Origin of the sequence: Mesorhizobium sp. M0060, assembly GCF_040323155.1 — a bacterium.
In the GTDB taxonomy this organism is placed as follows: Bacteria; Pseudomonadota; Alphaproteobacteria; order Rhizobiales; family Rhizobiaceae; genus Mesorhizobium.
The window spans coordinates 19,728-46,415 of the sequence record NZ_JAMYUP010000024.1; the positions used below are offsets into that span (position 1 = coordinate 19,728).

21 protein-coding genes and 2 pseudogenes are annotated in these 26,688 nt (G+C 63.8%); 18 read left to right on the forward strand and 5 right to left on the reverse strand.

What is annotated here, in order from left to right; genetic code table 11:
* The first annotated feature begins 1 nt into the window (after position 1).
* On the forward strand, positions 2 to 1,156 hold the full coding sequence (locus tag NKJ94_RS21820; RefSeq protein ID WP_352527698.1) for an efflux RND transporter periplasmic adaptor subunit: 1,155 nt from the start codon (positions 2 to 4) through the stop codon (positions 1,154 to 1,156).
* A 9-nt stretch (positions 1,157 to 1,165) separates the two neighbouring features.
* Here the strand turns inward: NKJ94_RS21820 and NKJ94_RS21825 are convergent, their stop codons facing one another.
* On the reverse strand, positions 1,166 to 2,122 hold the full coding sequence (locus tag NKJ94_RS21825; RefSeq protein WP_352527699.1) for a LysR family transcriptional regulator: 957 nt from the start codon (positions 2,120 to 2,122) through the stop codon (positions 1,166 to 1,168).
* An 89-nt stretch (positions 2,123 to 2,211) separates the two neighbouring features.
* Between NKJ94_RS21825 and NKJ94_RS21830 the strand changes: the two genes are divergently transcribed.
* The 8 genes from NKJ94_RS21830 (at position 2,212) to NKJ94_RS21865 (ending at position 11,939) form a co-directional block, all read left to right on the forward strand.
* A complete protein-coding gene (locus tag NKJ94_RS21830; RefSeq protein WP_352527701.1) occupies positions 2,212 to 3,000 on the forward strand; it encodes a HalD/BesD family halogenase in 789 nt (262 codons plus the stop codon).
* 117 nt (positions 3,001 to 3,117) lie between these two features.
* A complete protein-coding gene (locus tag NKJ94_RS21835) occupies positions 3,118 to 3,843 on the forward strand; it encodes a GntR family transcriptional regulator (protein ID WP_352527703.1) in 726 nt (241 codons plus the stop codon).
* A 48-nt stretch (positions 3,844 to 3,891) separates the two neighbouring features.
* On the forward strand, positions 3,892 to 4,998 hold the full coding sequence (locus tag NKJ94_RS21840) for a mandelate racemase/muconate lactonizing enzyme family protein (RefSeq protein WP_352527705.1): 1,107 nt from the start codon (positions 3,892 to 3,894) through the stop codon (positions 4,996 to 4,998).
* Between the two features lies 1 nt (position 4,999).
* Positions 5,000 to 6,184 (forward strand): mandelate racemase/muconate lactonizing enzyme family protein, encoded by a 1,185-nt coding sequence (locus tag NKJ94_RS21845; RefSeq protein WP_352527707.1) that lies wholly within the window; start codon positions 5,000 to 5,002, stop codon positions 6,182 to 6,184.
* A 161-nt stretch (positions 6,185 to 6,345) separates the two neighbouring features.
* Entirely contained in the window at positions 6,346 to 8,010 is a 1,665-nt protein-coding gene (locus tag NKJ94_RS21850; protein ID WP_352527709.1) for an ABC transporter substrate-binding protein, read from the forward strand.
* Positions 8,011 to 8,081: 71 nt separating this feature from the next.
* Positions 8,082 to 9,035, forward strand: coding sequence for an ABC transporter permease (locus NKJ94_RS21855; protein ID WP_352527797.1), 954 nt, complete (start codon positions 8,082 to 8,084; stop codon positions 9,033 to 9,035).
* Positions 9,032 to 9,916, forward strand: coding sequence for an ABC transporter permease (locus tag NKJ94_RS21860; protein ID WP_352527711.1), 885 nt, complete (start codon positions 9,032 to 9,034; stop codon positions 9,914 to 9,916). Before NKJ94_RS21855 ends, NKJ94_RS21860 begins: the two co-directional genes overlap by 4 nt.
* A complete protein-coding gene (locus NKJ94_RS21865; protein WP_352527713.1) occupies positions 9,909 to 11,939 on the forward strand; it encodes a dipeptide ABC transporter ATP-binding protein in 2,031 nt (676 codons plus the stop codon). Before NKJ94_RS21860 ends, NKJ94_RS21865 begins: the two co-directional genes overlap by 8 nt.
* A 10-nt stretch (positions 11,940 to 11,949) precedes the next feature.
* On the opposite strand, the pseudogene NKJ94_RS21870 reads toward NKJ94_RS21865, so the two are convergent.
* Positions 11,950 to 12,844 (reverse strand): annotated as a pseudogene (locus NKJ94_RS21870) (LysR family transcriptional regulator).
* 120 nt (positions 12,845 to 12,964) lie between these two features.
* Here NKJ94_RS21870 and NKJ94_RS21875 point away from each other — a divergent pair.
* From NKJ94_RS21875 to NKJ94_RS21890, 4 genes and pseudogenes are all read left to right on the forward strand, one after another.
* Positions 12,965 to 14,183 (forward strand): annotated as a pseudogene (locus NKJ94_RS21875) (ABC transporter substrate-binding protein).
* A 144-nt stretch (positions 14,184 to 14,327) separates the two neighbouring features.
* Positions 14,328 to 15,071 (forward strand): DUF427 domain-containing protein, encoded by a 744-nt coding sequence (locus NKJ94_RS21880; protein WP_352527715.1) that lies wholly within the window; start codon positions 14,328 to 14,330, stop codon positions 15,069 to 15,071.
* Positions 15,072 to 15,481: 410 nt separating this feature from the next.
* Positions 15,482 to 16,804, forward strand: coding sequence for an NAD(P)H-dependent oxidoreductase (locus tag NKJ94_RS21885; protein WP_352527717.1), 1,323 nt, complete (start codon positions 15,482 to 15,484; stop codon positions 16,802 to 16,804).
* 20 nt (positions 16,805 to 16,824) lie between these two features.
* On the forward strand, positions 16,825 to 18,327 hold the full coding sequence (locus NKJ94_RS21890; protein WP_352527719.1) for a xylulokinase: 1,503 nt from the start codon (positions 16,825 to 16,827) through the stop codon (positions 18,325 to 18,327).
* On the opposite strand, the gene NKJ94_RS21895 is transcribed toward NKJ94_RS21890, so the two are convergent.
* Entirely contained in the window at positions 18,317 to 19,279 is a 963-nt protein-coding gene (locus tag NKJ94_RS21895) for a sugar-binding transcriptional regulator (RefSeq protein ID WP_352527721.1), read from the reverse strand. The genes NKJ94_RS21890 and NKJ94_RS21895 overlap by 11 nt on opposite strands.
* A gap of 265 nt (positions 19,280 to 19,544) precedes the next feature.
* Between NKJ94_RS21895 and NKJ94_RS21900 the strand changes: the two genes are divergently transcribed.
* The 5 genes from NKJ94_RS21900 (at position 19,545) to NKJ94_RS21920 (ending at position 24,863) form a co-directional block, all read left to right on the forward strand.
* Entirely contained in the window at positions 19,545 to 20,555 is a 1,011-nt protein-coding gene (locus tag NKJ94_RS21900; RefSeq protein ID WP_352527723.1) for an ABC transporter permease, read from the forward strand.
* Between the two features lie 143 nt (positions 20,556 to 20,698).
* Complete coding sequence (locus tag NKJ94_RS21905) at positions 20,699 to 21,637, forward strand: sugar ABC transporter substrate-binding protein (RefSeq protein ID WP_352527725.1); 939 nt, start codon at positions 20,699 to 20,701, stop codon at positions 21,635 to 21,637.
* Between the two features lie 33 nt (positions 21,638 to 21,670).
* On the forward strand, positions 21,671 to 23,179 hold the full coding sequence (locus NKJ94_RS21910; protein ID WP_352527727.1) for a sugar ABC transporter ATP-binding protein: 1,509 nt from the start codon (positions 21,671 to 21,673) through the stop codon (positions 23,177 to 23,179).
* A gap of 125 nt (positions 23,180 to 23,304) precedes the next feature.
* Positions 23,305 to 24,069, forward strand: a complete 765-nt coding sequence (locus tag NKJ94_RS21915) for an SDR family oxidoreductase (RefSeq protein WP_352527729.1) — start codon at positions 23,305 to 23,307, stop codon at positions 24,067 to 24,069.
* Between the two features lie 8 nt (positions 24,070 to 24,077).
* On the forward strand, positions 24,078 to 24,863 hold the full coding sequence (locus NKJ94_RS21920) for an SDR family oxidoreductase (protein WP_352527731.1): 786 nt from the start codon (positions 24,078 to 24,080) through the stop codon (positions 24,861 to 24,863).
* Positions 24,864 to 24,919: 56 nt separating this feature from the next.
* Here NKJ94_RS21920 and NKJ94_RS21925 read toward each other — a convergent pair whose 3' ends face one another.
* Both NKJ94_RS21925 and NKJ94_RS21930 read right to left on the reverse strand, forming a co-directional pair.
* Complete coding sequence (locus NKJ94_RS21925; protein WP_352527733.1) at positions 24,920 to 25,996, reverse strand: D-alanine--D-alanine ligase family protein; 1,077 nt, start codon at positions 25,994 to 25,996, stop codon at positions 24,920 to 24,922.
* A gap of 33 nt (positions 25,997 to 26,029) precedes the next feature.
* Positions 26,030 to 26,644: a cysteine peptidase family C39 domain-containing protein gene (locus tag NKJ94_RS21930; protein ID WP_352527735.1), complete on the reverse strand. Its 615-nt coding sequence runs from the start codon at positions 26,642 to 26,644 to the stop codon at positions 26,030 to 26,032.
* Between the last annotated feature and the right edge of the window lie 44 nt (positions 26,645 to 26,688).

Here is a 26,688-nt window from a genome sequence, read left to right on the forward strand (position 1 = left end):
CATGCGTAAATGGAAAATCGCGCTGGGAACGGCCGTCGCCCTTGGGGCGATTTCGGTGGCGAGCGTTCACTTGCTCGACATGGGCAGTCTCAGCCTCAACGCCGGCACAGCCGGGGCAGCGACACCCAAGCCGGAAGCGTTTGTCATGCCGGTACCGGTGGTGAGCGTCGTCAAGAAGACGATCCCGATCTATCTCGACTATGCAGCCCGGGTGGAGCCGATCCGCAGCATCACGCTGCAGGCGCGCGTGCCGGGCTATCTGCAGGAGCAGGTCGCCGCCGACGGCGGCGACGTTGCGAAGGGCGACCTTCTCTACAAGATCGCCCCTGAGGATTTCCAGGCTGCCCTCGAGCAGGCGAAGGCGCAGGTCCAGCGCGACACGGCAACGCTCGACTATGCGCGCTCCAATCTCGGGCGCGGCAGCGAGCTCGCCAAGAGCGGCTATCTCGCCAAGGACGTGTTCGACCAGCGTACCAGCACCTTGCGCGGGGCCCAGGCTTCGCTCGCCGTGAACCAGGCCGCCGTGCGGACCGCCGAGCTCAATTTGAGCTATACCGAAATCCGTGCCCCGTTCACAGGACGCATCGGACGCAGCCAGGCTTCCGTCGGAACACTGGTCAGCGTCGCTGGCACGGTGCTCAACACGCTGGTGCAGCTCGATCCGATCTACGTCACCTTCAATCCGAGCGAAACGGACCTGATGCAGATCGAGGAAGCCCGGGCCGCGGGGCCGATCAGTGTCGATGTCCTGCTTCCCGGTGAAACGGAACCGCGCCAGAAGGGCAATCTTACCTTCATGGACAACACGATCGATCGCTCGACCGGCACGATCACGGCACGGGCGACGGTCGGCAACGGCAAGTTCACGCTGCTGCCCGGCCAGTATGTCCGCGTCCGGCTGCACGTCAAAGAACAGCCCGATGCGCTGATGGTGCCGCAGACGGCACTCGGCTCAGGCCAGCTCGGCAAATACCTCTATGTCGTCGGCAAGGACAACACCGTCGACCAGCGCATCGTTTCGCTCGGACCTACCAATGGCGATCAGGTCGCCATCTTGAGCGGTGTGGCCGAAGGCGACCAGGTGATCACCGGCAATCTGCAGAAGATCGGCCCGGGAATGCCGGTCTCGCCGCTGCCGCAGAAACCGGCCACCTGATAACCCCCATCAGGTCCCGGTCCCGCGGCGCCTTCGGCTTATGTCGAGGGCGCCGTTTTGCTGAGCAGTTCGACCAGACCGGCGACATCGGCGCGCTCGGCCTTGAGCGGTGGCATGAAGGCGCAATAGGGGTGCCCGAGCCGCACCGAGACCGGCGACAGCGCAATCAGGCGGCCTGCTTCGAGATCGGCACGGGCCATGACCCTCTGGCCAAGAGCGATCCCGAGGCCCAGCCTCGCCGAGGCAACCGCCAAGGCTGGACAGTCCAACGCGCCGGCCCTGCGAAGGGTCGGGAGAGCGGTTGCCTCCCGACGCCGCGAACCAATCCGCCCAGGTCGGGTGCGTGGCATAGTTCGGTCCCCAATTGGTGTGGATGAACAGGCTGTCGTGCAATTCCGCCAGGCCGGAGTCGCCATTGCCGTGCCGCTGCCAGAGTTCCGGCGCGCAGACCGGCAGGACCTCGTCATGGACAAGACGGACCATTCGCAGTGCGGGATAGTGATAATCGCCATAGCTGATGCGAAGGTCGACGTTCTGGCGCACAAGGTCGACGGGATCGTCCTCAACCCTGACGTCGATCGCCATTTGCGGGAAGGCGTCAAGCAGCACAGCCAGCCTCGGCGCCAGCCACAATTCGGCTAGCGAAAACGGCACGCTGACGACAAGACGGGTTCTCAGGCTCCCATCCAGCATGCGCCGCCCGATCGCGGCGATGTCGCCCAAGGCCCGTGCGGTCTGCGGATAGATCGCGTGGCCGGCATCGGTCAGCACTATGCGATTGCCGCTGCGCACGAACAGCTGCTTGCCGAACCAGGTCTCGAGATTGCGTATCTGCTGGCTGACCGCTGCCGAGGAGACGCCGAGCTCCGCGGCGGCGAGCGTAAAACTGCCGGCGCGGGCCGCGACCTCGAACGCCCTGATCGCGTTCAGCGGCGGAAGCCGTTCCATACCAAACCAACCTTCCATCAGTTTTTCTTTCGCAAGCCTAATAATTTCGCCGGTTGAGAGAAAGATTTTTTTGTCGTCTTCTGTGCTCGAAGCTGGAGCATGAGACGATGAAAGACATTCTCGATCTGGACCGCTACCCGCTCGATCGTGAGGGCAGCAGCGAGTGGAAGCGCCTCGTGGAGCGCTCGATCGCGGCGTTGGAAGCCGACGGCATGTTCAATCTCGAAGGTTTCGTGCGCCCCGGCATCGCCGAACGGGCGGTGCGGGAAATCCAGCCGGTGATGGCCACGCGGTCGCATTTGCACAAGCGGATGCACAACATCTACTTCAAGCCTGATATCCCGGAACTCGATCCTGCCCACCCGGCATTGCGCAAGGTCGAGACCATCAGCCATACGGTCTGCGCCGACCAGATCCCCGGCAGCCTCGTGCTCGCCATCTATGAATACGAGCCGCTTCTGCGATTTTTGGCAGCGGCGATGGGCAAGCCGAAGCTGCACGTCATGCAGGACCCGCTGGCGCGCACCAATGTGATGGCGTATCGCGCAGGCGAGGCGTTGAACTGGCATTTCGACCGCTCGGAATTCACCACCACGCTTCTGCTGCAGGCCGCCTCGCGTGGCGGCGATCTGGAATACCGCACCGATCTCCGGTCGGCCGACAATCCGAATTACGACGGCGTCGCAAGATTGCTCGAAGGGCGCGATCCCGAAGCGAAGATATTGCGCATAGAGCCGGGCACGCTGAACGTCTTTCGCGGCAAGAACACCGCGCATCGCGTCACCACCGTGGAAGGCGAGCGCGAGCGAATGATCGCGGTGTTTTCCTACTACGAAAAGCCGGGCGTGACGTTCAGCGACAAGGAGCGGGTCGGCTTCTACGGCCGCGCGGCCTGAGGGCTTGCCGGCCGCCGCTGGCTGCCGACCAAACGGAAATCGAGAATCCGCAATCCGCCTCTTGTTAGATTGTCGACAATCTGCTTGTCTAGCTTTCGGTTCCTCTGGAGTGGCCATATGGGCAAGCTGGATTTCAGTCCGATCGCGGATACGACACGCAGGGCCGAGATCGTCGCGCTGCTCCGGCGCGCGATCCTGACCGGCCAGTTGGAACCCGGGCAAAAACTCAACGAACTCAGGATTTCCGAGCAGATGCGGGTGAGCCGCGCGCCACTGCGCGAGGCGATGCGCGAGCTGGTGCAGGAAGGCATCCTGACCAGCATTCCCTACGCCGGAACCTTCGTCATCGACGTCACAGCCAAGGACATCGACGATGCATATTCGCTCAACAAGGTGCTGGATGAGTTTGCCATCGAGCGGACCTGGCCGCTTCGCGACCAGCGCTTTTTCGACGAGCTTGACCGGCGCCATACGGCGGTGAAGCAGGCGACGCGCGAACTGGACACGACGCGGCAGATCGAAACGGCGCTGCAACTGCATGGCCTGATCCATGAATGGGCCGACAATTCGGTGCTGCTGGAAACCTGGCAGCGGCTGACCAGCCGGCTGCAGATGTATTTTGCGCTGCACCAGCGGGCGCGCAACGAGCCGGTGCCTGCCGAAGACGTCCACGAGACCTATGTGCGGCTGCTCATGGGCAGCGACATGCGCGCTGCCCAGCGCCACGCCAAGGAGCATATCGACCTCGATTTCGAAGAGCTGCTCGCCTATGCGCGCGGGCTGGAACAGCGCGGCTCAAAGGGCGCCGGCGCTGATCGCGCCGGCCGGCCTAAAGGCGGCTGAGCCCGACAAGTTGGCGGTCATCCGGAACACAGACAACGGACAGAAAACGTGCAGATCAAAACCATCAAGGCCTACCATGTCGTGCAGCCCTTCGTGGACGGGCCTTACCGCATGTCGAAGGGGCGCGTGGCCGATGCGTTCGACGCAGTGATCGTCGCCATCACCGCCGACAGCGGCCTCACCGGCTGGGGCGAGATGGCGCCGCTCGGCAATTTTTACTCGCCGGCCTTCGCCGCCGGCACGCGCGCCGGCGTCATCGAGATCGCGCCGCATCTCATCGGCCATGACCCACGCGGGCTGACCGGCATCAACAGGCTGATGGACACGGCGTTCAAGGGCCATCCTTACATCAAGTCGGCGCTCGACATGGCATGCTCGGATCTCGCGGCGCGCGCCGCCGACGTGCCGCTGGTAACGCTGCTCGGGGGACGTGAGAGTGAGACGGCCGAACTCTACAAGGTCGTCACCCATGGCACGGTCGACGCAATGGCCGCACTTGCCAAGCGCATCGTCGGGCAAGGGTTTCACCGGCTGCAGGTCAAGGTCGGCGGCAACGTCCATGACGACATCGAACGCGTCACAGCCGTCGCCGCCGCGGTGCCGAAAGGCACTGTCATCTTCTGCGACGCCAATGCCGGCTGGACGCCGTACCAGGCACGCCAGTTCGTGGATGCGACGCGCACCATCGACTACACGTTCGAACAGCCTTGCACCACGATCGACGAATGCATGTCGGTGCGCCGCTCGCTCGACAAGCCGATGGTGCTCGACGAATCCGTCGCCTCGCTGGACGACATGCTCGACATCCACCGCAAGGGCACCGCCGACGGTCTGACGCTCAAGATCTCGCGGCTCGGAGGGGTGACCAAAACGCGCCAGATCCGCGACCTTGCCGTCGATCTCGGCTTCATGATCACCGTCGAGGACACCGGCGGCGCCGAGATCGACACATCGGCCATGGCGCATCTTTCTCTGTCGACGCCGGAAGAGCGCCGGCTGCACGCCATCGCCTTCCACGAATGGGTGACGGTGCGCACCGCGTCCAACATGCCGCCGGTTTCAGGAAGCCGCATGGGCATTCCGGATGGGCCAGGCCTCGGCATCGATGTCGTTCCCGAGCTGCTCGGCGCTCCCTTCTTCGAGGTCGGCAGCTGAGATGAAGATCCGCCGCATCCAGGCGACGCCGATCAACCTGCGGCTCGAAGCGCCCTACGCCTGGGTATTCGGCGAGCTCGACGGGTTCTCGCCGACCATTGTCGAGGTCGAGACCGAGGGCGGCTTGATCGGCCTGGGTGAAGCGCCAACGTCGGCCGCTGCGGCGATCATCAATGACGGTCTTGCGGCACGGCTGACCGGTCGCGACGCCTTCGACATCGCCGGCGCCGAACATGTCTGCCTGCCCTACTGGACCGGCGTGCAAAGCATCAACGACCGCAGCCGCATCATGGCGTTCGGCGCCATCGAGATGGCGTTGTGGGATCTGCGCGGCAAGGCATGGAAGCAGCCGCTCTACCAGCTGCTTGGCGGCGCCGTGCGCAAGGACATCCCTTTCACCGATTATTTCTCGCTGCGCGGCGACGGCCCGAAGGTGAAGGGCGAGAAGACGCCGGAAGCGGTCGCGGATTATTGCGTCGAGCTGCATGAGACCTACGGCACGACCTTCTTCGAAGGCAAGTTCTCGACGCAGGACCGAAAGATATCGCTGACAATGGTCGAGCTGATCCGCCAAAGGCTCGGCGACGATGTGATGATCCGCATCGATTCCAACCAGGCCTATTCGCTGGCGACGGCCCGGCGGTTGGTCCGCCCACTGGAGGAGCTCGGGGTGCGCAACTGGGAAGATCCGGTGGCGACCATCGAGGAGATGCGCGAGTTGCGCCGTCATTGCTCGATCCCGTTCTCGACCCACAATATCGACATTGCGCGCGCCATGGAAATGAAGGTGCCGGACGCCTTCGTCGGCAATCCGACCGTCCATGGCGGCATCGGCCGCATGCTGCGTTTTGTCGGCGCCTGCGAGCACGCCGGCATCGATTTCTGGTGCTACAGCGGCGACAGCGGCATCGGCAGCGCCGCCTATCTGCATCTGTGCGCAGCACTTGGCTGGATCAGGGAGCCGAACCAGTCGCTGTTTCGCATGCTGCCGATGGATGTGGTCGAGGAAGGACCGTTTTCGCCGAGGGACAATGTCGTGCGCGTGCCGGAAGGTCACGGCCTCGGCGTCACGCTATCGCGCGAGAATCTCGCCGCCTGCCATCGCGACTTCGTCGAGAACGGTCCGTGCAACAAATATCACGACCCGGCAAAGCCCGGAACCTATCGCCGCCTGCCGTTGAACTGATGACAGGAACCAACAGGAGATTGATACAAGAGAAGCACCGGATGGACCGGGCAAGACCGCGTGCTACTGTTCCGGACGACAGGTCTCAATGACGGCCCGGACAAGGTGAAAATCCACGGAATTTCGTCAACCACAAAAACACAGGGGAAAAGGGTCAACCCATGAGCAAGAATTATCGCATTCTCGACCTCATCCGGCGCCATCGCTCGCCGCTCGAAAACCATTTGATCGACGGGCTGGTCGACGGCCGGGTCAGCCGCCGCGACTTCATTCGCCACGGCAGCCTGCTCGGCCTGTCGCTGCCGCTTCTCGGCCGCATCGGCGCTGCCGCCGGATTGGGCGCCATGCCGTCGCTGGCTCGTGCGCAAGGCGCGCCGGGCGCCACCATCCGCGTGGCCAGCAGCGTGCCTGCCGCGGCGATCGATCCCGTCACCATCGCCGATGCCGGTGGATTGCTGATCATGCAGCAGGTCGCCGAATTCCTCTGCATCGACGGTCCGGACCTCGTGCTGCAGCCCGCGCTGGCGGAAAGCTGGAAGCCGAACGACACCGGCACTGTGTGGACCTTCAAGCTGCGCAAGGGCGTGAAATTCCACAGCGGCGGCGAGATGAAGGCGGAAGACGTGGTGGCCAGCATCGACCGGCTCGCCGATCCGGCAAACTCGTCCAATGCGCTCTCGGTGTTCAACGGCATCCTGCAGAAGGGTGCGACCAAGAAGGTCGACGACTACACGGTGGAATTCCACCTCGACGCGCCGAACGGCAACTTCCCTTACATGGTGTCGTCCGACAATTACAATGCCGTCATCATCCCGGCGAGCTATGCCGGCGAGTATGAGAAGAGCTTCGACGGCACCGGGCCATTCAAGATCGAGAAATACACGCCGAAGGTCGGCGCTTCCTTCGTCCGCAATGAGGACTACTGGGGGCCGAAGGCGTTGCCGGAGCGCACCGAATTCACCTTCTTCGCCGACATGCAGCCGCAGATCCTGGCGCTGCAGGGCGGCCTGGTCGACATCATCAACCAGCTGCCGGTGCTGGCCGGCGTCGCGTTGCTCACCGATCCGAGCATCGACATCATCAGCCTGAAGTCGGTGGCGCATCAGCAGCTGCATCTGCAATGCGACGCGGACCCGTTCAAGGATCCGCGCGTGCGCCGCGCCATCGCGCTCAGCCTCGACCGCAACAAGCTGGTGGCCGGTCTGATGAAGGGCCGCGCCGTGGCCGGCAACGACAGCCCGTTCGCCGCCGCCTACCCGTCGACCGATCCGAGCGTGCCGCAGCGCCAACAGGATGTCGCGCAGGCCAAGCAGCTGATGGAAGCGGCTGGTGCCGGCAAGGGCTTCAAGGTGACACTGACCACAGAACGCTATCTGGAAATCCCCGAATACGCGCAGCTGATCCAGAACGCGGTCAAGGAGATCGGCATCGAGCTCGAGCTCAACATCCTCGACCAGAGCGCCTATTACGGGGATGCGGTGTTCGGCAAATCGAACTGGCTGGATTCGGTGATGGGCATCACCGACTACGGCCATCGTGGCGTGCCCAACGTCTATCTCGCGGCACCGCTGAAGAGCGACGGCACCTGGAATGCGGCGCACTTCAAGAACAAGGAGTACGACCAGCTCGCGACCAGCTATATCGCGGCGCTCGACCTCGAGGCGCAGAAGGCGTCGGCCGGCAAGATCCAAAGGCTGCTGCTCGAGGAAACCCCGGTCATCTTCGGGTATTTCTACGATTATCTGACGGCTACCGCGAAGGGCGTTGCCGGCGTGCAGCCGACCGCGATGTCGCAACTCTTCCTCAATGGAGCGTCGAAAGCCTGAACGGGAGGGAAAGCCAGGGTCTCTAACAGCCGGCTCCCGGACGGGAGCTGGCTCCACAAGGAGTATTCGCCATTTTCGCCTTCCTTGTCCGGCGTGTCTTCCTGTCGCTCGTCACGCTGTTTCTGCTTAGCATCATGGTGTTTCTAGGCGGCCAGGTGCTGCCCGGAAATGTTGGGCGCGCCATATTGGGACCGTTTGCCGACCAGCGCGCCGTCGAGGCTCTCAATCACACGCTCGGCGTCGACCGTCCCCTGCTCACCCAGTACTGGAGCTGGATCTCGAACTTCGTCCAGGGCGACATGGGCACGTCCTATATTTTCCGCTCGCCGGTGGCGCCGTTCGTCATCGAAGCGCTTGGTCATTCGATGAAGCTGGCGGCGGTCGCCTTCGTGCTGGTCGTGCCGATCGGCATCCTCGGCGGTGTTATTGCGGCGCTTAATCTCAACCGGCCGCTCGACCGCATCATCAGCCTCGGCGGCCTGTCGGTAACGGTCTTGCCTGAATTCGTCACCGGCATCATCCTCATCCTGATTTTCGGGGTGTGGCTGCGCTGGCTGCCGATTTCCGCTGCATGGCCGCGCGATGCCGGCTTCTTCACTCAGCTCTACTACCTGATCCTGCCCTCCCTGCCGCTGTTCCTGGTGCTGTTTGGCTATATCGCTCGGATGGCCCGCTCCGGCATGATCGAGGCCCTTGATTCCGACTACACCCGGACCGCGGTGCTCAAGGGCCTGCCGTGGCGGACGGTGATCTGGCGGCATGTGCTGCGCAATGCGCTATTGCCGACCATCACCGTGATTGCGACGCAGACCGGCTATCTGATCGGTGGCCTCGTTGTCATCGAAACGCTGTTTCGCTATCAGGGGATCGGCTCGCTGATCTTCACGGCTGCGCGCGGCAAGGATTTTCCGGTGCTGGAGGCCGGCATCCTGACCATCGGCATGGTCTATGCGGTTGCGACGCTTGCCGCCGATTTCATCTATTCCGTGCTCAATCCGCGCATCCGGCTGGGGGCAGAGCAATGAGCGCTACAGACGGCCAAACCGGCGCGCTGGCGCCCGCTGATGCCAACCCGCGCGGCCCCTGGGCCGAGGTTCTCTTTTCGCTGCTTCGCTCCGGCACCTTTCTCGCCGGTCTCGGCATCGTGCTGTTCTGGGTCGCCTGCGCGCTGTTCGGCGAGCATTTTGCGCCCTACGACCCACTCTCCGACGACATCATCAATGCACTGGCACCGCCTTCCGCCGAGCACTGGTTCGGCACCGACCAGATCGGCCGTGATGTGTTTTCGCGCGTCATCGTCGGCTCGCGCGACATCCTCACCGTCGCACCTTTGGCGACCTTGCTGGCGACCGTGGCGGGGACGGCGCTGGGCCTGTTCACCGGCTATTTTCGCGGCATCGTCGACGACGTCATCAGCCGCATCCTAGAGGCCTTCATGGCGATCCCGGTGGTCATCGTCGCGCTGCTCGCCATCGTCGCGCTCGGCACGTCGAAGACGACGGTGATCGTCGTCATCGGCCTCAGCTTTGCACCGATCATCGCGCGCACAGTGCGCTCGGCCGTGCTCGCCGAACGCGAGCTCGACTATGTCGCCGCCGGGCAGCTCAGGCACGAAAGCGCGCTGCACATGATGTTCGTCGAGATATTGCCGAATGTCGTTCCGCCGATTCTCGTCGAAACGACCGTCCGTCTCGGCTATGCGATCTTCGCCGTCGCCACGCTGAGCTTCATGGGCTTCGGCATCCAGCCGCCCTCGCCCGACTGGGGGCTCAGCATCTCCAGCAATTACGGCATGATCGGCGGCGGCTTCTGGTGGACGGTGTTGTTCGACGCGCTCGCCATCGCCTCGCTGGTGATCGGCGTCAATCTTGTCACCGACGGTGTTCAGGGGGCTCTCAATGACTGAGCCCGTCAACGCGCTCGACCTGCACGAGCTGTCAGTCGCCTACCGTGTCGGCGGCCGCAATCGGGCGGTGCTGCGCGATCTCAGCCTCACGATCAGGCAAGGCGAAGCCTACGGGCTGGTCGGCGAATCCGGCTGCGGCAAATCCACGGTGGCGCTTTCCGTCGTGCGCTATTTACCGCGCAACGGCTCGATCACCGGCGGGGCGATCTCGCTCGACGGCAAGGACGTGATGAAGCTCGATGCGGAGGCCCTGCGGCGCGCCCGCGCCGAAAGCGTGTCGATGGTCTACCAGGACCCCGGTAAGGCGCTGAACCCGTCGATCCGTATCGGCCGCCAATTGACCGAGGTTTTCGAGCTCGGCGGCATTTCGGGACCGGCAGCCACCGAGCGGGCAACCGCCATGCTGAACCGGGTGCGCATTTCCGACCCGGCCAGCGTCATGCAGCGCTATCCGCACCAGCTGTCCGGTGGCATGCAGCAGCGCGTGGCGATTGCCATGGCGCTCGCCAACGACCCGTCGATGCTGATCCTCGACGAGCCGACGACCAGTCTCGATGCGACGGTCGAAGCCGAAGTGCTCGACCTGATCGCGCAGCTTAGGCAGGAGCTGTCGGCCTCGATCCTGTTCATCAGCCATAACCTCGCGGTCGTCTCCAACATGTGCCACCGGGTCGGCGTCCTCTATGCCGGGATGCTGGTCGAGGAAGGGCCGACGGACCGCGTGTTCAACGATCCGCGCCATCCCTATACGGTGGCGCTGCTGCGCTGCCTGCCGCGCGGTGGCCAGCGCAAGGATCACGGCCGCCTCGACACCATTCCCGGCTTCCTGCCCAGCCTCGGCGCCGCGATCAAAGGCTGCGCGTTCGCCGACCGCTGTGCTCTGGCCACCGACCGTTGCCGCACGGAATTGCCGCCGCTCTACGATCTGGGTGGCAGGCTGTCGCGCTGCCACTATCACGAGCAGGCGCAATCGCTGCCGCGGGCGACACCCAGCGATGCGGTGGTTTCGGTGCCGAAGGCCACATCCGCGCCGGTTCTGCGCGTCGAGCGGTTGAACAAGACCTATGCCAGCCATGGCCATGCGCTCAGGGCGGTCAAGGATGTGTCGGTCAGCCTCAGGCCCGGCGAAACGCTTGGCCTAGTCGGCGAATCCGGCAGCGGCAAGACGACCTTCGCCAGGCTCCTGCTCGGCCTCGTGCCGCCGGATGAAGGCGGCATGATCGAGCTCGAAGGCAAGAGACTGGCGCCGCAGTTAGGCAATCGCACCGCCGAGCAGATCAAGGCGATGCAGATCGTCTTCCAGAACCCGGATTCGGCGCTGAACCGCTCGCATTCGATCCGCCATCTGATCAGCCGGGCGCTGAAAAGGCTCGCCGGGCTCAGCGGCAAGGCGCTGGAGGCGCGCCTGAACGAGCTTGTCCGTTCGGTCCGGCTTACCGATCGCTATCTCGCGGTCAAACCGCGCCAGCTGTCGGGCGGGCTGAAGCAGCGCGTCGCCATCGCCCGCGCCTTCGCCGGCGAACCGCGCATCGTCGTCTGCGACGAACCGACCTCGGCGCTCGACGTGTCGGTGCAGGCGGCAATCCTCAACCTGCTCGCCGACCTGCAGTCGAAGGAGCATGTCAGCTATATCTTCATCTCGCACGACCTTGCGGTGGTCCGCTATCTCTCAGACCAGATCGCCGTGCTCTATCTCGGGCGGATCATGGAGCTGGGGCCGTCCGAGGATGTCTTTGCCGGCCCGCATCACCCCTATACGGAAGCGCTGCTGTCGGCGGTGCCCAAGCTCGACCAGACGGAAACCTCGCGCATCCGCCTCGAAGGCGAAATCCCCAGCGCCACCAATCCGCCGTCGGGCTGTGTTTTCCACACACGCTGCCCCCGCAAGATCGGCGCGATCTGCGAAGAGCGGGAGCCGCCCCTGGCCGAAGCGCGCCCCGGCCACGCGATCCGCTGCCATATCCCTTACGTCGAGCTGAAAACGCTGCAGAAGGCGACGACCGCAGAGACGGAGCCCGCCTGATCGCCGCCATTCAATCCGCCATGCTGAAAGCGCGGCCGTTCTCCGAAAAGCCCTGCTTGCCCGACCAGTCCTTTGCCAGCGCCCGCAGCCCCGACAGCGCGACATCCAGAACATCCGACAGAGAGGGGTTGCTGGGATAGGCGAGATAGATCGGCCGCTGGAAGACCGGCGCACCCTCGATCCGTCTCAGCTCGCCGCGCTCGATATGGCTGCTGACGGCGCTGAGCGGCAGATAGGCGGCCGCCTGCTGCGACAGCACATGCTGCAGCCCGATGAAAACCAGCCCGGCCGATATTGCCGGCTTCACTCCCGCAAAGGCCCGGTCGTGCTCGATGCGGAACTCCAGCCCCCAGTCCATGAGGATGGTAGTTCTCGGTCCATGGCCTGGTCTGCGCCGCATGCTGGACAAGCACGACCTGATCGACGGCCAGCGTCTCGTAGATGATGCCGGGATGCGGCCGCGGCAGATAGAGGATGCAGATGTCGAGCAGGCCTTCCGCCAACTGGTCGATCGCCAGATCCGGAAAACTGCCTTCGAGCCGCAGCGCGACATTCGGCCGTCTGGCGCGCATCCAGGCAATCCACGGCGAGGTGATCCGGTCCCACAGATAGGCGGGAGCGGTAAGCCTGAGCAGCGTCTCGTAGCCATCGGGAACGGCGATGTCCTGCCTCGATTGTTCCCAGGTGCGGGTGATCGAGGAGGCATGCGGCAGGAACTGGCGGCCGGCGGGAGTCAGCGTGACGCCGTCGCGGTCGCGAACGAAGAGCCGGCGACCCAATTGCTCCTCAAGCCCTCTTATCCGCGCGCTGACTGTGGACTGGGCGAGGTTGAGCCGGTTGGCCGCGGCGGTGAAGCTGCCATGCTCGGCGACCTCGAGGAAGCTGCGCAGATTTTCAGTGTCCATGATCCGGCCCGTCGCTGCTGCATCGAAAATTTCGATGACCTCTATCAAAAAATATCGCTTCCCGGCTCCAGTCAACAATGACCTAAATGGCCGAACCTCCGAGAAAGAAGGAATGCAGCCATGCCGAAGCATTTCAAGACGATCGACGCCGCCCGCAGGAAGCTGAGCTCCATCGAAAATTCCGCTGTCGACGAATTGCTGGCCGGCAGGATCGGGCGGCGCGATTTCCTTCGCCATGGCAGCCTGCTCGGCCTGTCGCTGCCGTTGCTAGGCGGCATCGTGGCGGCCGCCGGCCTCGGCGCGCCCAAAGCGCGCGCTGCTGGCACGCCGGGCGGCACCGTCCGCGCAGGTGTTGCCACGCCGGGCGGCGCCATCGATCCCGTCACCTATTACGACAGCGGCAGCTATCAGCTGGTCTTCCAGACCGCCGAGTTCCTCTGCGTCACCGAGCCGGACCTGACCTTGCGGCCGGTGCTGGCGGAAAGCTGGTCGCCTAATGAGGATGGCAGCGCTGCAGGCGGGCGAAGTCGACATACTCGACGCCATTCCGCTCGATGTCAGCCAGGTCGTGCTGAACAACCCTGACATCAATGTGCTGCGCGTCGCCTCGACCGCTCACCGCCAGCTGCATATGCGCTGCGACACCGGCCCGTTCACCGACAAGCGCGTGCGCCAGGCGCTGGCGCTGTCCATCGACCGCTCCAAGCTGGTGGATGGGCTGTGCCACGGCATGGCGGCGACCGGCAATGACAGCCCGTTCGCGCCAGCCTTTCCGGCAACCGACAAATCGATCCCGCAACGCGCGCAGGACATCGCCAAGGCAAAGCAGCTTCTCGAAGCCGCAGGGCTCGCCAGCGGCTTCGACATCACGCTGACGACGCTGCGCTATTCCGACATCCCCGGCTATGCGCAATTGTTCCAGAATTTCGCCAAGGAGATCGGCATCCGCATCTCGCTCAACATTGAGGATCAGGACAAATACTATGGGAAGGCGGTGTTCGGCCAATCGGACTGGCTGGACAGCCCGCTTGGCATCACCGACTACGCACACCGCAGCGTGCCGAATGTCTTCCTGAAGAGCCCGCTGGTCAGCGACGGGCCGTGGAATGCGGCGCATTTCAAGAATTCTATCTATGACGGCCAGGTCACCAGTTATCTAAAGGCGCTTGATATCGGCGCGCAGCGAACCGCGGCCTCCGACATCCAGAAATTGCTGCTCGACGAGACGCCGGTCATTTTCAGCTATTTTCCCGACCTGCTGGTGCCGGTGCGCAAGAATGTCAGCGGCCTGCCGCCGATCGCCGCCGGGCTGCTGCTCGATCGCGTATCATTGAGCTGACCGTGCGCCAACGCACGGGCGCAAAAAGGAAAGCAACGGGAGGCCACCATTCGCAAGCCCCATCTGCGCGGTCGCGGGCCGCATTTTCCTGTCCTCGACACGATCCTCCAGTATGAATTCGAGCCGGGGTATGTCGCCTTCACCATGCCATCGCCGAAACGGCTGCGCGTCCAGGTCGGATCGATGACCGTTGCCGACAGCATCAACGCGCTGGTGCTCTACGAGTCCGATCATCTGCCGGTGTATTATTTCCCGGTCAGCGATGTGCGCGAGGAGTTTTTGCTGCCGAGCAAGACGACGACCGAGAGCCCTTTCAAGGGGGTCGCCACCCATTACTCGCTCAATACCGGCATCACGCTGGTCGAGGATGCCGCGTGGCGTTATCTCGATCCGGTTAAGGGCTGCCCGCCGATTGCCGACTACATGTCGTTCTACTGGAGCAAGATGGGCCATTGGTACGAGGAGGACGAGGAGATCTTCGTCCACGCCCGCGACCCATTCCGCCGGGTCGATTGCCTGCCGTCGTCGCGGCGCGTGCAGGTCATCCTCGACGGCGAGCAGGTTGCGGATTCACGACGCGGCGTGTTCCTGTTCGAAACCGGCCATCCGGTGCGCCATTACCTGCCGATTGCCGACACGCGGCTCGATATGTTTTCGCCGAGCCGCTATATCTCGCGCTGCCCCTATAAGGGCATCTCCAATTATTATCACGTGACGACGAAAGCCAAACGCCACGAGAACCTTGTCTGGTACTATCCGGAGCCGGTCCACGAAGCCGAGCGCATCAAGGGGCTGGTGTGCTTCCACCATGAGCTTGTCGACAAGATCCTGGTCGACGGCATCGAAATCCCGAAAGAAGCCACGGCGGCATCGGACGGCTATTTCTGAGGCTCTCGACCGTCTCTTAGAGCGGGATGCGCTCAAAATTGAACCGTGCATCCCGCTCTATCCATCTGTTTAGCCGCATTTCTGCGACGCCAAGTGATTCCACTTGGCTGCAAAATGCTCTAGCCATCGCTGTATCCAGCGTCGCTGCGGCCGGCCACGCCCTGTGGCTGCATTGGCTTGGCGTGACCACGCAGTTTGTCACCCGTTCGGATCGGCTTCTCGATCTGGGCCGTCGCAACTGCTAGCTGTGGCCAGTTATTCTGCTGCACCGGCAGCTTGCCCAAATCGCGATCGGTTATTCCAGAGCGGGAATGTACCAAATGTTGGTTGAAATATTTTTCATTTGCAAATAGGAATGTTCAAAACGGCGATTTGGACGCTGCGGCGCGTCAGGAACTGGAGGAAGCGACATGTCCCATCCGCAATTTGCAGCGGAACTTCTGCAGCGCGCTGAACAGCAGGGACCGATCACCATCGGGCTTGCCGGCGCCGGACAGATGGGCACCGACATCGTCGTCCAGGTCGCGCTGATGCCCGGCATGCGGATCGGCGCCATTTCCGAGGTCAGGCCGCAGGCGGCGATCGATGCTGCACTTCTTGCCGGCCACGACCGTTCCGACATCGTCCAGGCCGGCAATGCGGCGGCGATCGACCGCGCCATCGAGGCCGGCAAGATCGCGGTGACCGAAGATTTGCATGCGCTGGCGGCGGCCGGCCGCATCGACGTTATCATCGACGCCACGGGCAATCCCAATATTGGCACGCTGTTTGCGCTCGAAGTGATGAAGAACGGCAAGCATATCGTCATGCTCAATGTCGAGGCCGACATCACCATCGGCCGCTTCCTCAAGGAAGAGGCGCGCAAGGCCGGCGTCGTCTATACCGGTGCCGCCGGCGACGAGCCGGCCTGCACGCTGGAGATCATCGGCTTTGCCAAAAGTCTCGGCTTCAACATCATCGCCGCCGGCAAGGGCAAGAACAATCCGCTGAAGATCGACGCCATGCCGGCCGACTACGACAAGGAGGCGGCCGAGCGCAACATGAATGCGCGCATGCTGGTCGAATTCGTCGACGGCTCGAAGACGGCGATCGAGATGGTGGCGATTGCCAATGCCACCGGCCTGGTGCCCGATGTGCCGGGCATGCATGGCCCGACCGCAACGCTGGAGGAGCTCGCCAGCGTGCTCTGCCCGCGCGAGGATGGCGGCGTGCTGCATCGCAAGGGCGTGGTCGATTATTCGATCGGCAAGGGCGTGGCGCCCGGCGTGTTCTGCATCATCGAGACCCGGCATCCGCGCGTGCTGGAGCGCATGATCGACCTCAAGGTCGGCAAGGGTCCCTATTTCACGATCTTCCGGCCCTATCATTTGACCAGCCTGGAAGTGCCGCTGTCGGCGGCGCGCGCCGTGGTCTACAAGCGCGCCGACATGGAGCCGCTCGACCGTCCGGTGGCCGAGGCGGTGGCGGTCGCCAAGAGCGACCTTGGCGTTGGCCAGTCGCTCGGCATGATCGGCGAGAACGACTATCGCGGCTTCGCCATGACCTGGGAGGACGCGCGCACCCGCGGCGCCCTGCCGCTCGGCCTTGCCGAACGCGCCAAGGTGGTCAAGCCGCTCAAGACCGGCGATTTCCTGACCTATGAAAATTGTGTACCCGACGATTCGATGGTGATAACCCAGATCCGCCGTCGTCTCGATCAGTCGGACGGACGGTTCGTTACGAACGCGGCCTGACCCCGCCGGATCTCCGCCTGATGGATGATGTCGTAATCGGGATCGATGCCTCGACGACGGCCGTGAAGGCGATTGCCTTCACGCGCAACGGCGAGGAGCTGTTCCAGGCGCGCGAGACCTATCCGCTTTCAAATCCGAAGCCCGGCTATTTCGAACAGGACGCCGAACATTGGTGGACGGCGCTGCTTGGCGCATTGAAGCAGGTCGCCGACAAGATCAGCGCGGACCGGGTGGCGGCGATCTGCATCGCCCACCAGCGCGAGACCTTCACACTGGTGGACAACGCCGGCAAGCCGCTCATTCCAGCGATCCTGTGGCTCGACGAACGCGCCCGCCCGCAGGTTATCAGGCTTTCGGCCGAACTCGGCCGCGAGGCCATCCGCGACTGGAGCGGCAAGCCGCCGGACCCGACGCCGGCGCTCTATGCCATCGCCTGGCTTGCCGAACACCAGCCGCAGGTGCTGCACGAGGCAGCGGCGTTGGTCGACGTGCATGGCTTCTTCGTTCAGCGGCTGACCGGACGGCTGGTGACCAGCACGGCAAGTGCGGATCCGCTCGGGCTGCTCGACGTCGAGAAAGGCACCTGGCATCCCCGCCTTGTTGCGACCGCGGGGCTGCAGATAAAGCAATTGCCGGAACTTGTCGCGCCGGGCGCGGTCTGCGGCGGCCTTTCCGCAAGCGTAGCACGGCTGACCGGCCTGAAGGCTGGCACGCCTGTCGTCGCCGGGGCCGGGGACGGCCAGGCGATGGGCCTCGGCATGGGCGTCTATGGCGAGGGCAAGAGCTATCTTTCGCTCGGTTCCGGCGTGGTCAGCGGCTGTTACTCCGGCAAGATGAAAACCTCCGACGCGTTTCGAACACTGGTCTCGCCGACCGGCTCCGGTTTCATGCTGGAGACCGTGCTGCGCTCGGGCATGCAACTGGTCGACTGGATCGTTCGCACGACCGGCTCGCCGTCGGCAGCAGCGCTGGAGAAGGCGGCGCTGGATGTTGCCGCCGGCAGTGACGGACTGCTCGTAATGCCGTACTGGGCCGGCGTCATGAGCCCCTATTGGGACGGTGCTGCGCGCGGCGCCATTGTCGGCCTGTCGCTGGACCACCGGCCGGAGCATCTCTTCCGCGCTGTCCTGGAAGGCATCGCCTTCGAGCAGGCCGTTGCCACGGAGGCCATGGAAGCCCAGGCCGGCGGCAGACCGGCGGCGATGATTGCCGCCGGCGGCGGCACCAATTGCGCGCTCCTCATGCAGATCATGGCAAGCGTGCTCGAGCGGCCGATCTCGGTTTCGCCGGTCAACGAGGCCGCCGCACTCGGCGCCGCCATGCTGGCGGCTGCCGCGGTCGGCTGGTTTGCGTCGTCGGAAGCCGCCGCGGAGGCAATGGCTGCCGCTCCCACCAGGCATGTCGATCCGGTCGACGGGTTGGTCTCCGGCTATCGCGCGCGCAAGGCGATCTACCGTGACCTTTATCAGGCGACGCGCGACATCCACGTGCGGTTGAGTGCTCTCAACGCGACTAGCCGTTGAGCAGCCCCTTTGCCGCATCCTCGTCGGTGATCAGAACCGATACCTTGGTGTTGGCGAGTGCCGCCCGCATGATGGCAATCTTTTCCTGCCCTCCCGAAACCAGGATGATGGCCGGGATGTCCGACAGATCCTGCAGCGGATAGGCGCAGACGCGGCGGTTGACCTCGTGGTCGACCGGGCGGCCCTCGGCGTCGATGAAATGACACAGAATATCGCCGACGGCGCCGGCGGCCTGCAGCTCCTCGAGTTCGCTGGGCTTGATGAAGCCGTAATTGGCGATCGGGCTGTCGTTGGAAAACGAACCGACGCTGAGCACGGCGATGTTTGCCCGGCGCGCACGGAAAACAACATCCTGAACGCTACGCTGGCTCATGAAAGCGTCGCGCTGCTCCGGCCTGTCGGCATAGACCGGTACCGGCAGCAGGAAACACTCCGCACCGATCTTTTCGGCGAAATCCCAGGCGCTTTCTGTGGGGTTGAGCGGCTGTGCATGGGTGAGGCCGCCAAGCATGGAAACCACTGTCGTCCTGGCGATCGGTCGCCGCGGCAATTCATTGATGGCGAATTTCAGCGTCCTCCCCCAGCCCAGCGCAATGACATCGCCAGCATTCACGTGGTCGGCCAGATAGGCAGCGGCCGCATGACCGATCATCAGCGGCGCGTTGCTTCGGTCGGCGGCCGACGGTACCACAACAGCCTGGCTGAGCCCGAAGCGCTGCTTGAGACTTTCCTCCAAAATCACGCATTCGACGACGCTGTCGCGGATACGGAACTGGACGACACCTTCTTCGCGGGCGGCGGAGAGAATGCGATGCACCTTGATGCGGCCGACGCCGAGGATTTCGGAAATCCGCTCCTGCGTCAGGCCCTCGACATAATAGTGCCAAGCGGCGCGGGCCTTGAGTTCGGCGTCGGGGAAGCGCGAGGCTCTTTCGTTCTCTATGATCGTCATCTGTTTGCCTTGCCGCAGCCGCCGGCTCTGCTCATGATATTCCAATCCGGCGACTTCGAAATGCCCAAGATTTCCGAGACCTTGCGTAAGGCAAACCGGCGGACAGCGCAAACCGTCGTCGAATGAAGCGGCAGGCCTTGACAATTTTCCGACGAACAGTTTAGCTGAACAAAATTGCATGTTAAAGATAAATTGTTCACGGGGAGGGGCCGGGTGAACAACGTGGCCCGGTGATGCACCGCCGGATTGCTGTGGAGGAGACGAAGTGGCTGTGAGCAACGACGCAAGCGAGTTGAAGGCAGGCTCTGGCGCACAGGTTACCGCGGGCGCAAGGTTTTCGGCTGTCTTTGCCGGAACCATGGGCCCGCTGATCGGGCTGGTCCTGCTCTGCCTAGCGCTCTCGCTGACCACCGACACCTTCCTGACTGTCCGCAACATCCTCAACGTGCTCGACCAGGTCACCGTGCTCGGCATCATGGCGATCGGCATGACGCTGGTCATCCTGATCGGCGGCATCGACCTGTCCGTCGGCTCCGTGCTGGCGCTGGCTTCCATGGTGATGGGCTTCGTCGCCCACTCGGACTATCTCAATTTGGGCCTGCCGGCGGGCATCGCCGCAGCCCTCGTCGTCGCCGGTCTTTGCGGGCTGGTTTCGGGCCTGCTGGTGACGGTCACCAAGCTGCCGCCCTTCATCGCCACGTTGGCCATGATGTCGGTAGCGCGCGGTCTCGCCAATATGATCACCGACGGCTCACAGATCGTCGGCTTTCCCGACTGGTTCACCAGCCTGTCGATCATCCGCCATTTCGGCTTCCTGTCGGTCACCGTCGGGCTGATGATCGTGCTTGCCGTCATTTTCGCGATCTTCCTGAATTATCGCGCCACCGGCCGTAGCCTCTACGCAATCGGCGGCAGCGCCGAAGTCGCCCGGCTGTCCGGCATACCGGTCAAGTCGCTGACCAACTGGGTCTACGCGATCTGCGGCGTGCTGGCCGGTCTCGCCGGCATCGTGCTTGCCGCCCGGCTCGATTCCGTCCAGCCGAGCTCCGGCCTCGGCTACGAACTCGACACCATCGCGGCGGTGGTGATCGGCGGCGCCAGCCTGTCGGGCGGCGTCGGCTCGATCGGCGGCACCGCCATCGGCGTCCTCATCATCGGCGTGCTGCGCAATGGGTTGAACCTGCTCGGTGTCTCGCCCTTCATCCAGCAAGTGGTTATCGGCGTGGTGATCGCGCTGGCGGTGGCCACCGACACCTGGCGGCGCAGAGCTCAATGAAGAATTGGGCGCGATGAAAACTGGGGCGCAATGAAATTCGCCTGGGACATCCGGGCGAAAACGGATCGGTGATCCGAAACTGGGAGTTGTTCGGGCGCCGCGATGCGCGGGCAGGACAGATTGAACATCAACGGAGGAATAACATGCTGACCAAACGTTCATTGCTGCTTGCCGCCGCAGCCGTCATCCCGCTGCTCGGCCTGTCCGACATGGCCTCGGCCAAGGAAGCCAAGAAGCTCGGCCTCGCCGTCGCCAATTTGCAGGCCGACTTCTTCAACCAGATCAAGCAGTCCGTCGAAGCCTACGGCAAGGAAAAGGGCATCGAGGTCGTCACCGTCGACGCCAAGGGCGATTCGGCGACGCAGGTCAGCCAGGTGCAGGATCTGATCACGCAGAACATCGACGCGCTGATCTACATCCCGGCCGGCGCCACTGCCGCCACCGTGCCGACCAAGACGGCCAAGGCTGCCGGCATCCCGGTCATCAATGTCGACCGCAACGCCGACGGCGCGCCCGGCGACACCTTCATCGCCACCAACAGTGTGGCGTCTGCCAAGGCGGTTTGCGACTACATCGCCAAGCAGGCCGGCGGCAAGGGCGAGCTGATCATCATCCACGGCCAGAAGGGTACGACGCCCGAGGTCGATCGCTCGAAGGGCTGCGGCGAAGCGCTGACCGCCTATCCCGACATCAAGGTCGTCGGCGAACTGTGGAGCGAAGGCTGGCACCAGGACGAAGGCTTCAAGCTGACGCAGGATTTGTTGCAGTCGCATCCCGACGTATCGATCGTCATCGGCCAGGCCGACGCACTGGCGCTCGGTGCGGCGCAGGCGGTCAAGGTCGCCAATCCCGGCCATAAGGTCTGGGTTGCCGGCTTTGACGGCGACGTGGCGGCGCTCAAGGCGCTGAAGGACGGTGTCTTCGACGTAACGGCGACGCAGCAGACGCAAGGCATGGGCCGGCTTGCCGTCGATGCGGCGATCAAGCTGGTGGCCGGCGAGACCATTCCGGCCGAACAGCTGCAGGATGCGACGTTGACCACCAAGGACAATGTCGAGCAGTTCATCGCCAAGCATCCTTGATTTAGACCAGTCCGGCAGTCGACGAGCGCAACGATGTCCACGGATCCTCGCCATACGCACAGCCCCAATCTGGGGCTAGTCGTCAGCGGCCTCTGCAAGAGCTACGGACCGGTGCAGGTCCTGGCCGATGCGAGCTTCGAGGTGCGGCCGGGCGAGGTCGTGGCGCTGCTTGGCGAAAACGGCGCCGGCAAGTCGACCGTCTCGAACATCATCGCCGGGTCAACCAAGCCCGATGCCGGCACCATCACCTGGCGGGGGAACCCTTATTCCCCCGCCAATCCCGCCGCGGCGATCGACGCCGGCATCGGCATGATCCACCAGGAGCTGAAGCTCTTGCCCGATCTGTCGGTCGCCGAAAACGTCTATGTCGGCCGCCTGCCGATGCGCGGCGGCCGCATCGACCGCGCGGCTATGAATGCGCGGGCATCGGCCCAGCTGAAGCGCCTCGGCCTCGATGTTTCGCCCGAGCGCAAGGTGCGCACACTGAGGATCGCCGCCCAGCAGCAGGTCGAGATCGCCAAGGCGCTGACGCTCAATGCCGAGCTGCTGATCTTCGACGAACCGACGGCCGCACTTGGTGGCGAAGAAACGGAGCTCCTGTTCCAGCAGATCCGCAAGCTCAAGGCCGAAGGCATGTCCTTCATCTATATCAGCCACCGGCTGGACGAGATCGCCCAAATCGCCGACCGCGTGGTGGTGATGCGCGACGGCCGCATCGTCGCGCGGCATGAGCGCGCCGACATTCCGGTGCGCACAGTGGTCGAGCAGATGGTCGGCCGCAGCGTCGAGCGGATGTTCCCGACTTTGTCGGCGCCCGGCAACGACACGCTGCTCGAGATCGAGAACCTGTCCTCGCCGGAACGCAGCTTCCAAAATGTCAACTTTTCGGTGCGGGCTGGCGAAATCCTCGGCATTGCCGGGCTGATCGGCGCCGGCCGCACGGAGCTGGTGCGGGCGATCGCCGGTGCCGATCCGATCTCATCCGGCTCGGTGCGCGTCGCCGGCAAACCAGTGCATCTCAACGGCCCGGCGGCGGCGATCAAGGCCGGCGTCGTTCTGGTGCCGGAAGACCGCAAGGCACAAGGCGTGGTGCTCGACCAGACGATCGGCGAGAATCTGGCGATCGGCAATTTCGACCATGTCGCGCCGAATGGCTGGGTGTTTCCGAAGGCAGTGCAGAAATTCGCCGAGGCCGGTATTCGCCGGCTCGGCGTCAAGGGCCGGCCGAACCAGGCGGTCAGCAAGCTGTCTGGCGGCAACCAGCAGAAGGTGATCATCGCCAAATGGGTGTCGCGCCCGCCCAAGGTGTTCATCTTGGACGAGCCGACGCGCGGCATCGATGTCGGCGCCCGCGCCGCGATCTACGACGTGATCGCCGATCTCGCGCGCTCCGGCATGGCGGTGGTGGTGGTGAGCTCCGACCTCGAGGAAGTGCTCGGCCTGTCGCATCGCGTGCTGGTGCTGAGCCGCGGCCGCCAACGCGGCATTCTCGATCGCAACGAAGCGAGCAATGTCGCCGTGATGGAACTCGCCACAAGCTAGGACGGCGATCGAAACAAAGCGCAGCAGGTGGTATCCTCCCAAGCACCGGACCGCGCGGGGCGCCAGCAACAGAGTTGGCGCCCCTTCCCTTCAGGAGGACGGCGGTTGGAGCAGAGGGACCGACGATGAAACTATTCGATCTTCAAGGCGACGTCGCACTGGTGACAGGCGCCGGCAGCGGCATCGGGCAAGCGATCGCCATCGGCCTGGCCGAGGCCGGCGCCGATATCGCCTGTTTCGGCCATGCCTCCAAAGGCGGGTTGGATGAGACCGCGCACCGGATCACTGCACTCGGCCGCAAGGCGCTGGTGCTGACCGGCACGGTGACTTCAGAGGCCGATCTCGCGGCGGCGATCGAGCGCACGGAGGCAGAACTCGGCGCGCTGACCGTCGCCGTCAACAATGCCGGCGTTGCCGCCGCCGAACCGGCCGAGACGCTGTCGCTGGAGAAATGGCAGAAGCTCTATGACGTCAATGTCAGCGGCGTGTTCCTGTCCTGCCAGGCCGAGGCACGCGCCATGCTGGCGCGACGCAAAGGCTCGATCATCAACATCGCCTCGATGTCGGGCTCGATCGTCAACCGCGGCCTGACCCAGGCGCATTACAATTCGTCGAAGGCCGCCGTCATCCACATGTCGAAGAGCCTCGCCATGGAATGGGCCGATCGCGGCCTGCGCGTCAATGTGGTCAGCCCCGGCTACACGCTGACGCCGATGAACAAGCGGCCGGAGGTTGCCGACCAGGTCAGGGTCTTTGAGCGCGACACGCCGATGGGCCGCATGGCGGCGCCGGAAGAAATGGTCGGCCCGACCGTGTTCCTGGCCAGCCGCGCCTCGAGTTTCGTCACCGGCATCGACCTGATCGTCGATGGCGGCTTCGTCTGCTGGTAGGAGAGAAAATGCAGAAGCGATTCCAGGGGAAGACGGCGGTCATCACCGGTGCCAGCGGCGGTATCGGCGCGGCAATGGCCAGGCGCTTCGCGGCCGAGGGTGCTGCCGTGGTCGTCAGCGCCATCGACGCGCGGGTCGAGGAGGTCGCCGCCGATCTCAAGGCTGCGGGCGCCAAGGTCGCATCGCTGCGCATGGACGTGACCAGGAAAGACGAAGTCGTTGCCCTCTATGACCTAGCCGAGCAAGAGTTCGGCCGCGTCGACATCTCCGTGCAGAATGCCGGTGTCATCACCATCGCCAGGATCGAGGCGATGACCGAGGCCGAATGGGACAAGGTGATGGCGGTCAACACCAAGGGCGTGTTCCTGTGCTGCCAGGAGGCGATCGCGCGCATCCGCAAGCATGGCGATGGCGGCCGGCTGATCAACACGGCATCCGGTCAGGCACGGCAAGGCTTTATCTACACGCCGCATTACGCGGCCTCGAAATTCGGTGTCGTCGGCATCACCCAGAGCCTCGCCAAGGAAGTGGCGAAGGAGAAGATCACCGTCAACGCGATCTGCCCCGGCATCATCGACACCGACATGTGGGCTTACAACGACGCCGCGTGGGGCAAGCTGATGGGCGATTACAAGCCCGGCGAACTGATGGCCGAATGGGTGAAGAACATCCCGATGGGCCGCGCCGGCAGCGGCGAGGACGTCTCTGGCCTGGTCAGTTTTCTTGCCAGCGACGATGCCGCGTACATCACGGGGCAGACCATCAATGTCGATGGCGGCCTGATTATGTCGTGAGAAACGACGCAGGCCAACGTGCCATCGGCTGGAAACTGAAAGCCCCTTCGCTGCATTCAGGCTGGTCGGCCGGCCCGTGCCAATCCATGCTCCACGAGCCGGTCGATGATTTCGGAATAGCTGACGCCGCTTGCCGCCATTGCCTTGGAATACATGCTGATATCGGTGAAGCCGGGGATGGTGTTGATTTCATTGACCAAGAATTGCATGTCCGGTGTCAGGAAAAAGTCGACGCGCGCCATCCCGTCACAGCCGAGGGCTCTGAAAGCCCTTGCGGCCACGTCCCGCATGCCTGCCTCAATCTCCGGCGGCAGCTCGGCCGGCACTTTTAGCGCCGCGCCATTCTCGTCGATATATTTGGCATCGTAGCTGTAGAAGCCGTGGCTTTCCGCCGGCACGATCTCGCCTGGCCGCGAGACGAACAGGTTGCCCGCCGGGTCCTCCAGCACGCTATATTCGATCTCGCGCCCACGAACGAATTCCTCTGCCAACAGCTTGCAATCGTGCCGGAAGGCTTCAGCAAGCGCTCCGTCGAATTCCTGGCTGGCATTGACCTTTCTGATGCCGACAGACGAACCCTGACGCGCCGGTTTGATGAAGAACGGCAGGCCGAGCTCGCCTTCCAGTGTGGCGAGGGCGGGCGCCGCACCTTCATGAATCGTCACTGAGCGCGCGATTGGCAGCCCCGCCGCTTTCAGGAGCCGTTTGGCGATATCTTTGTCCAGTGCGGTTGCTGAACCCAGGATGCCGCAGCCGGCGAGCGGCACCCGAGCGACGTCGACCACTCCCTGTACCGAGCCGTCTTCACCATGGGGGCCGTGCAGGACAGGAAACAGGATGTCGATCTTTGGCAGATCATAGGGCGCGCCATCGGCCGGGATCGCCATCATCCGTCCGCGCCCACCCGGAACCAGGCAAACTTCCGTGCCGACCGTAGGTTTCGCCAGCGTACCATCCTCGAAGCTGCTCAGCAGCCATTGCCCTTCCCGCGTGACGAAGACTGGGACGGCATCGTATTTGGCGGGCAGCAGCGCACGCATGACATTGGTTGCTGAAAGCACCGAAACGTCATGCTCGGCGGAACGTCCGCCAAAGAGCACGGCAATACGCAGTCTGTTCAAGGAAGGGGTCATGAAAGCCTCGGAGACGATCTGGTGTTGAAAGGGTCAGAAGCCGACGGCAATACCGCGGTTGGCAAAGAAACGATCGAAGACGGCAAGTGGCAGCGTCACGTCGGCCTGGCTCGCCTGGTCGTGGCCGGAGGGATTGTGGAAGCGGGCCGTCTCTGGAGAGGCTGCCGTCACCAGCACCAGATGACCGCCCTTCGATGGCGGCTCGCGCTCCGGCCAGCGGATTGCGTGATGCACCGAAGCGATGAAAAACTGCCGCTTCGAAAGAAGTTCGGGAATGGCGGCCGTATCGACGTTCGTCATTGTCTCCGCACTTAGCCCGAAACGTTCAGCCACGAACTTGACGAAAGGCGCATAGATCAACCCCTTGATCGAGGCGTCGATCTCGTTGACGACATAGCCGCCATAGGCGGCGCAGGCGCGGGCAAGTTCGAGTGTCGGATGGATTTCATCGCGTGCAGCAAGGATCATCTTCAGGCAGGCCATGCCGCACACGTGCGCTGCCCAGCGTACGTATTCCTCGATCGTCTCGGCGCCCGAATGCCGCCACAGCGGATCGCGCACCAGCGCCGAAGGTCCCTCGGCAATCACCGGCAGCGTCATCTCCGGTGTTTCCCATTGGCTGAAGTAAGGCGCTTTGGTCTGCTGCATTGTATCGATGTCCTGTCCTCGTGGCCCGTGTACGGGATGACCGG

Bases quoted from the DNA above. Each gene is read 5' to 3' on its own strand.
- NKJ94_RS21845 (WP_352527707.1), top strand. From the start codon at position 5,000: ATGAAGATCCGCCGCATCCAGGCGACGCCGATCAACCTGCGGCTCGAA.
- NKJ94_RS21835 (WP_352527703.1), top strand. From the start codon at position 3,118: ATGGGCAAGCTGGATTTCAGTCCGATCGCGGATACGACACGCAGGGCC.
- NKJ94_RS21830 (WP_352527701.1), top strand. From the start codon at position 2,212: ATGAAAGACATTCTCGATCTGGACCGCTACCCGCTCGATCGTGAGGGC.
- NKJ94_RS21820 (WP_352527698.1), top strand. From the start codon at position 2: ATGCGTAAATGGAAAATCGCGCTGGGAACGGCCGTCGCCCTTGGGGCG.
- NKJ94_RS21890 (WP_352527719.1), top strand. From the start codon at position 16,825: ATGGATGATGTCGTAATCGGGATCGATGCCTCGACGACGGCCGTGAAG.
- NKJ94_RS21880 (WP_352527715.1), top strand. From the start codon at position 14,328: ATGCCATCGCCGAAACGGCTGCGCGTCCAGGTCGGATCGATGACCGTT.
- NKJ94_RS21920 (WP_352527731.1), top strand. From the start codon at position 24,078: ATGCAGAAGCGATTCCAGGGGAAGACGGCGGTCATCACCGGTGCCAGC.
- NKJ94_RS21910 (WP_352527727.1), top strand. From the start codon at position 21,671: ATGTCCACGGATCCTCGCCATACGCACAGCCCCAATCTGGGGCTAGTC.
- NKJ94_RS21860 (WP_352527711.1), top strand. From the start codon at position 9,032: ATGAGCGCTACAGACGGCCAAACCGGCGCGCTGGCGCCCGCTGATGCC.
- NKJ94_RS21905 (WP_352527725.1), top strand. From the start codon at position 20,699: ATGCTGACCAAACGTTCATTGCTGCTTGCCGCCGCAGCCGTCATCCCG.
- NKJ94_RS21925 (WP_352527733.1), bottom strand. From the start codon at position 25,996: ATGACCCCTTCCTTGAACAGACTGCGTATTGCCGTGCTCTTTGGCGGA.
- NKJ94_RS21930 (WP_352527735.1), bottom strand. From the start codon at position 26,644: ATGCAGCAGACCAAAGCGCCTTACTTCAGCCAATGGGAAACACCGGAG.
- NKJ94_RS21825 (WP_352527699.1), bottom strand. From the start codon at position 2,122: ATGGAAGGTTGGTTTGGTATGGAACGGCTTCCGCCGCTGAACGCGATC.
- NKJ94_RS21915 (WP_352527729.1), top strand. From the start codon at position 23,305: ATGAAACTATTCGATCTTCAAGGCGACGTCGCACTGGTGACAGGCGCC.
- NKJ94_RS21885 (WP_352527717.1), top strand. From the start codon at position 15,482: ATGTCCCATCCGCAATTTGCAGCGGAACTTCTGCAGCGCGCTGAACAG.
- NKJ94_RS21895 (WP_352527721.1), bottom strand. From the start codon at position 19,279: ATGACGATCATAGAGAACGAAAGAGCCTCGCGCTTCCCCGACGCCGAA.
- NKJ94_RS21865 (WP_352527713.1), top strand. From the start codon at position 9,909: ATGACTGAGCCCGTCAACGCGCTCGACCTGCACGAGCTGTCAGTCGCC.
- NKJ94_RS21850 (WP_352527709.1), top strand. From the start codon at position 6,346: ATGAGCAAGAATTATCGCATTCTCGACCTCATCCGGCGCCATCGCTCG.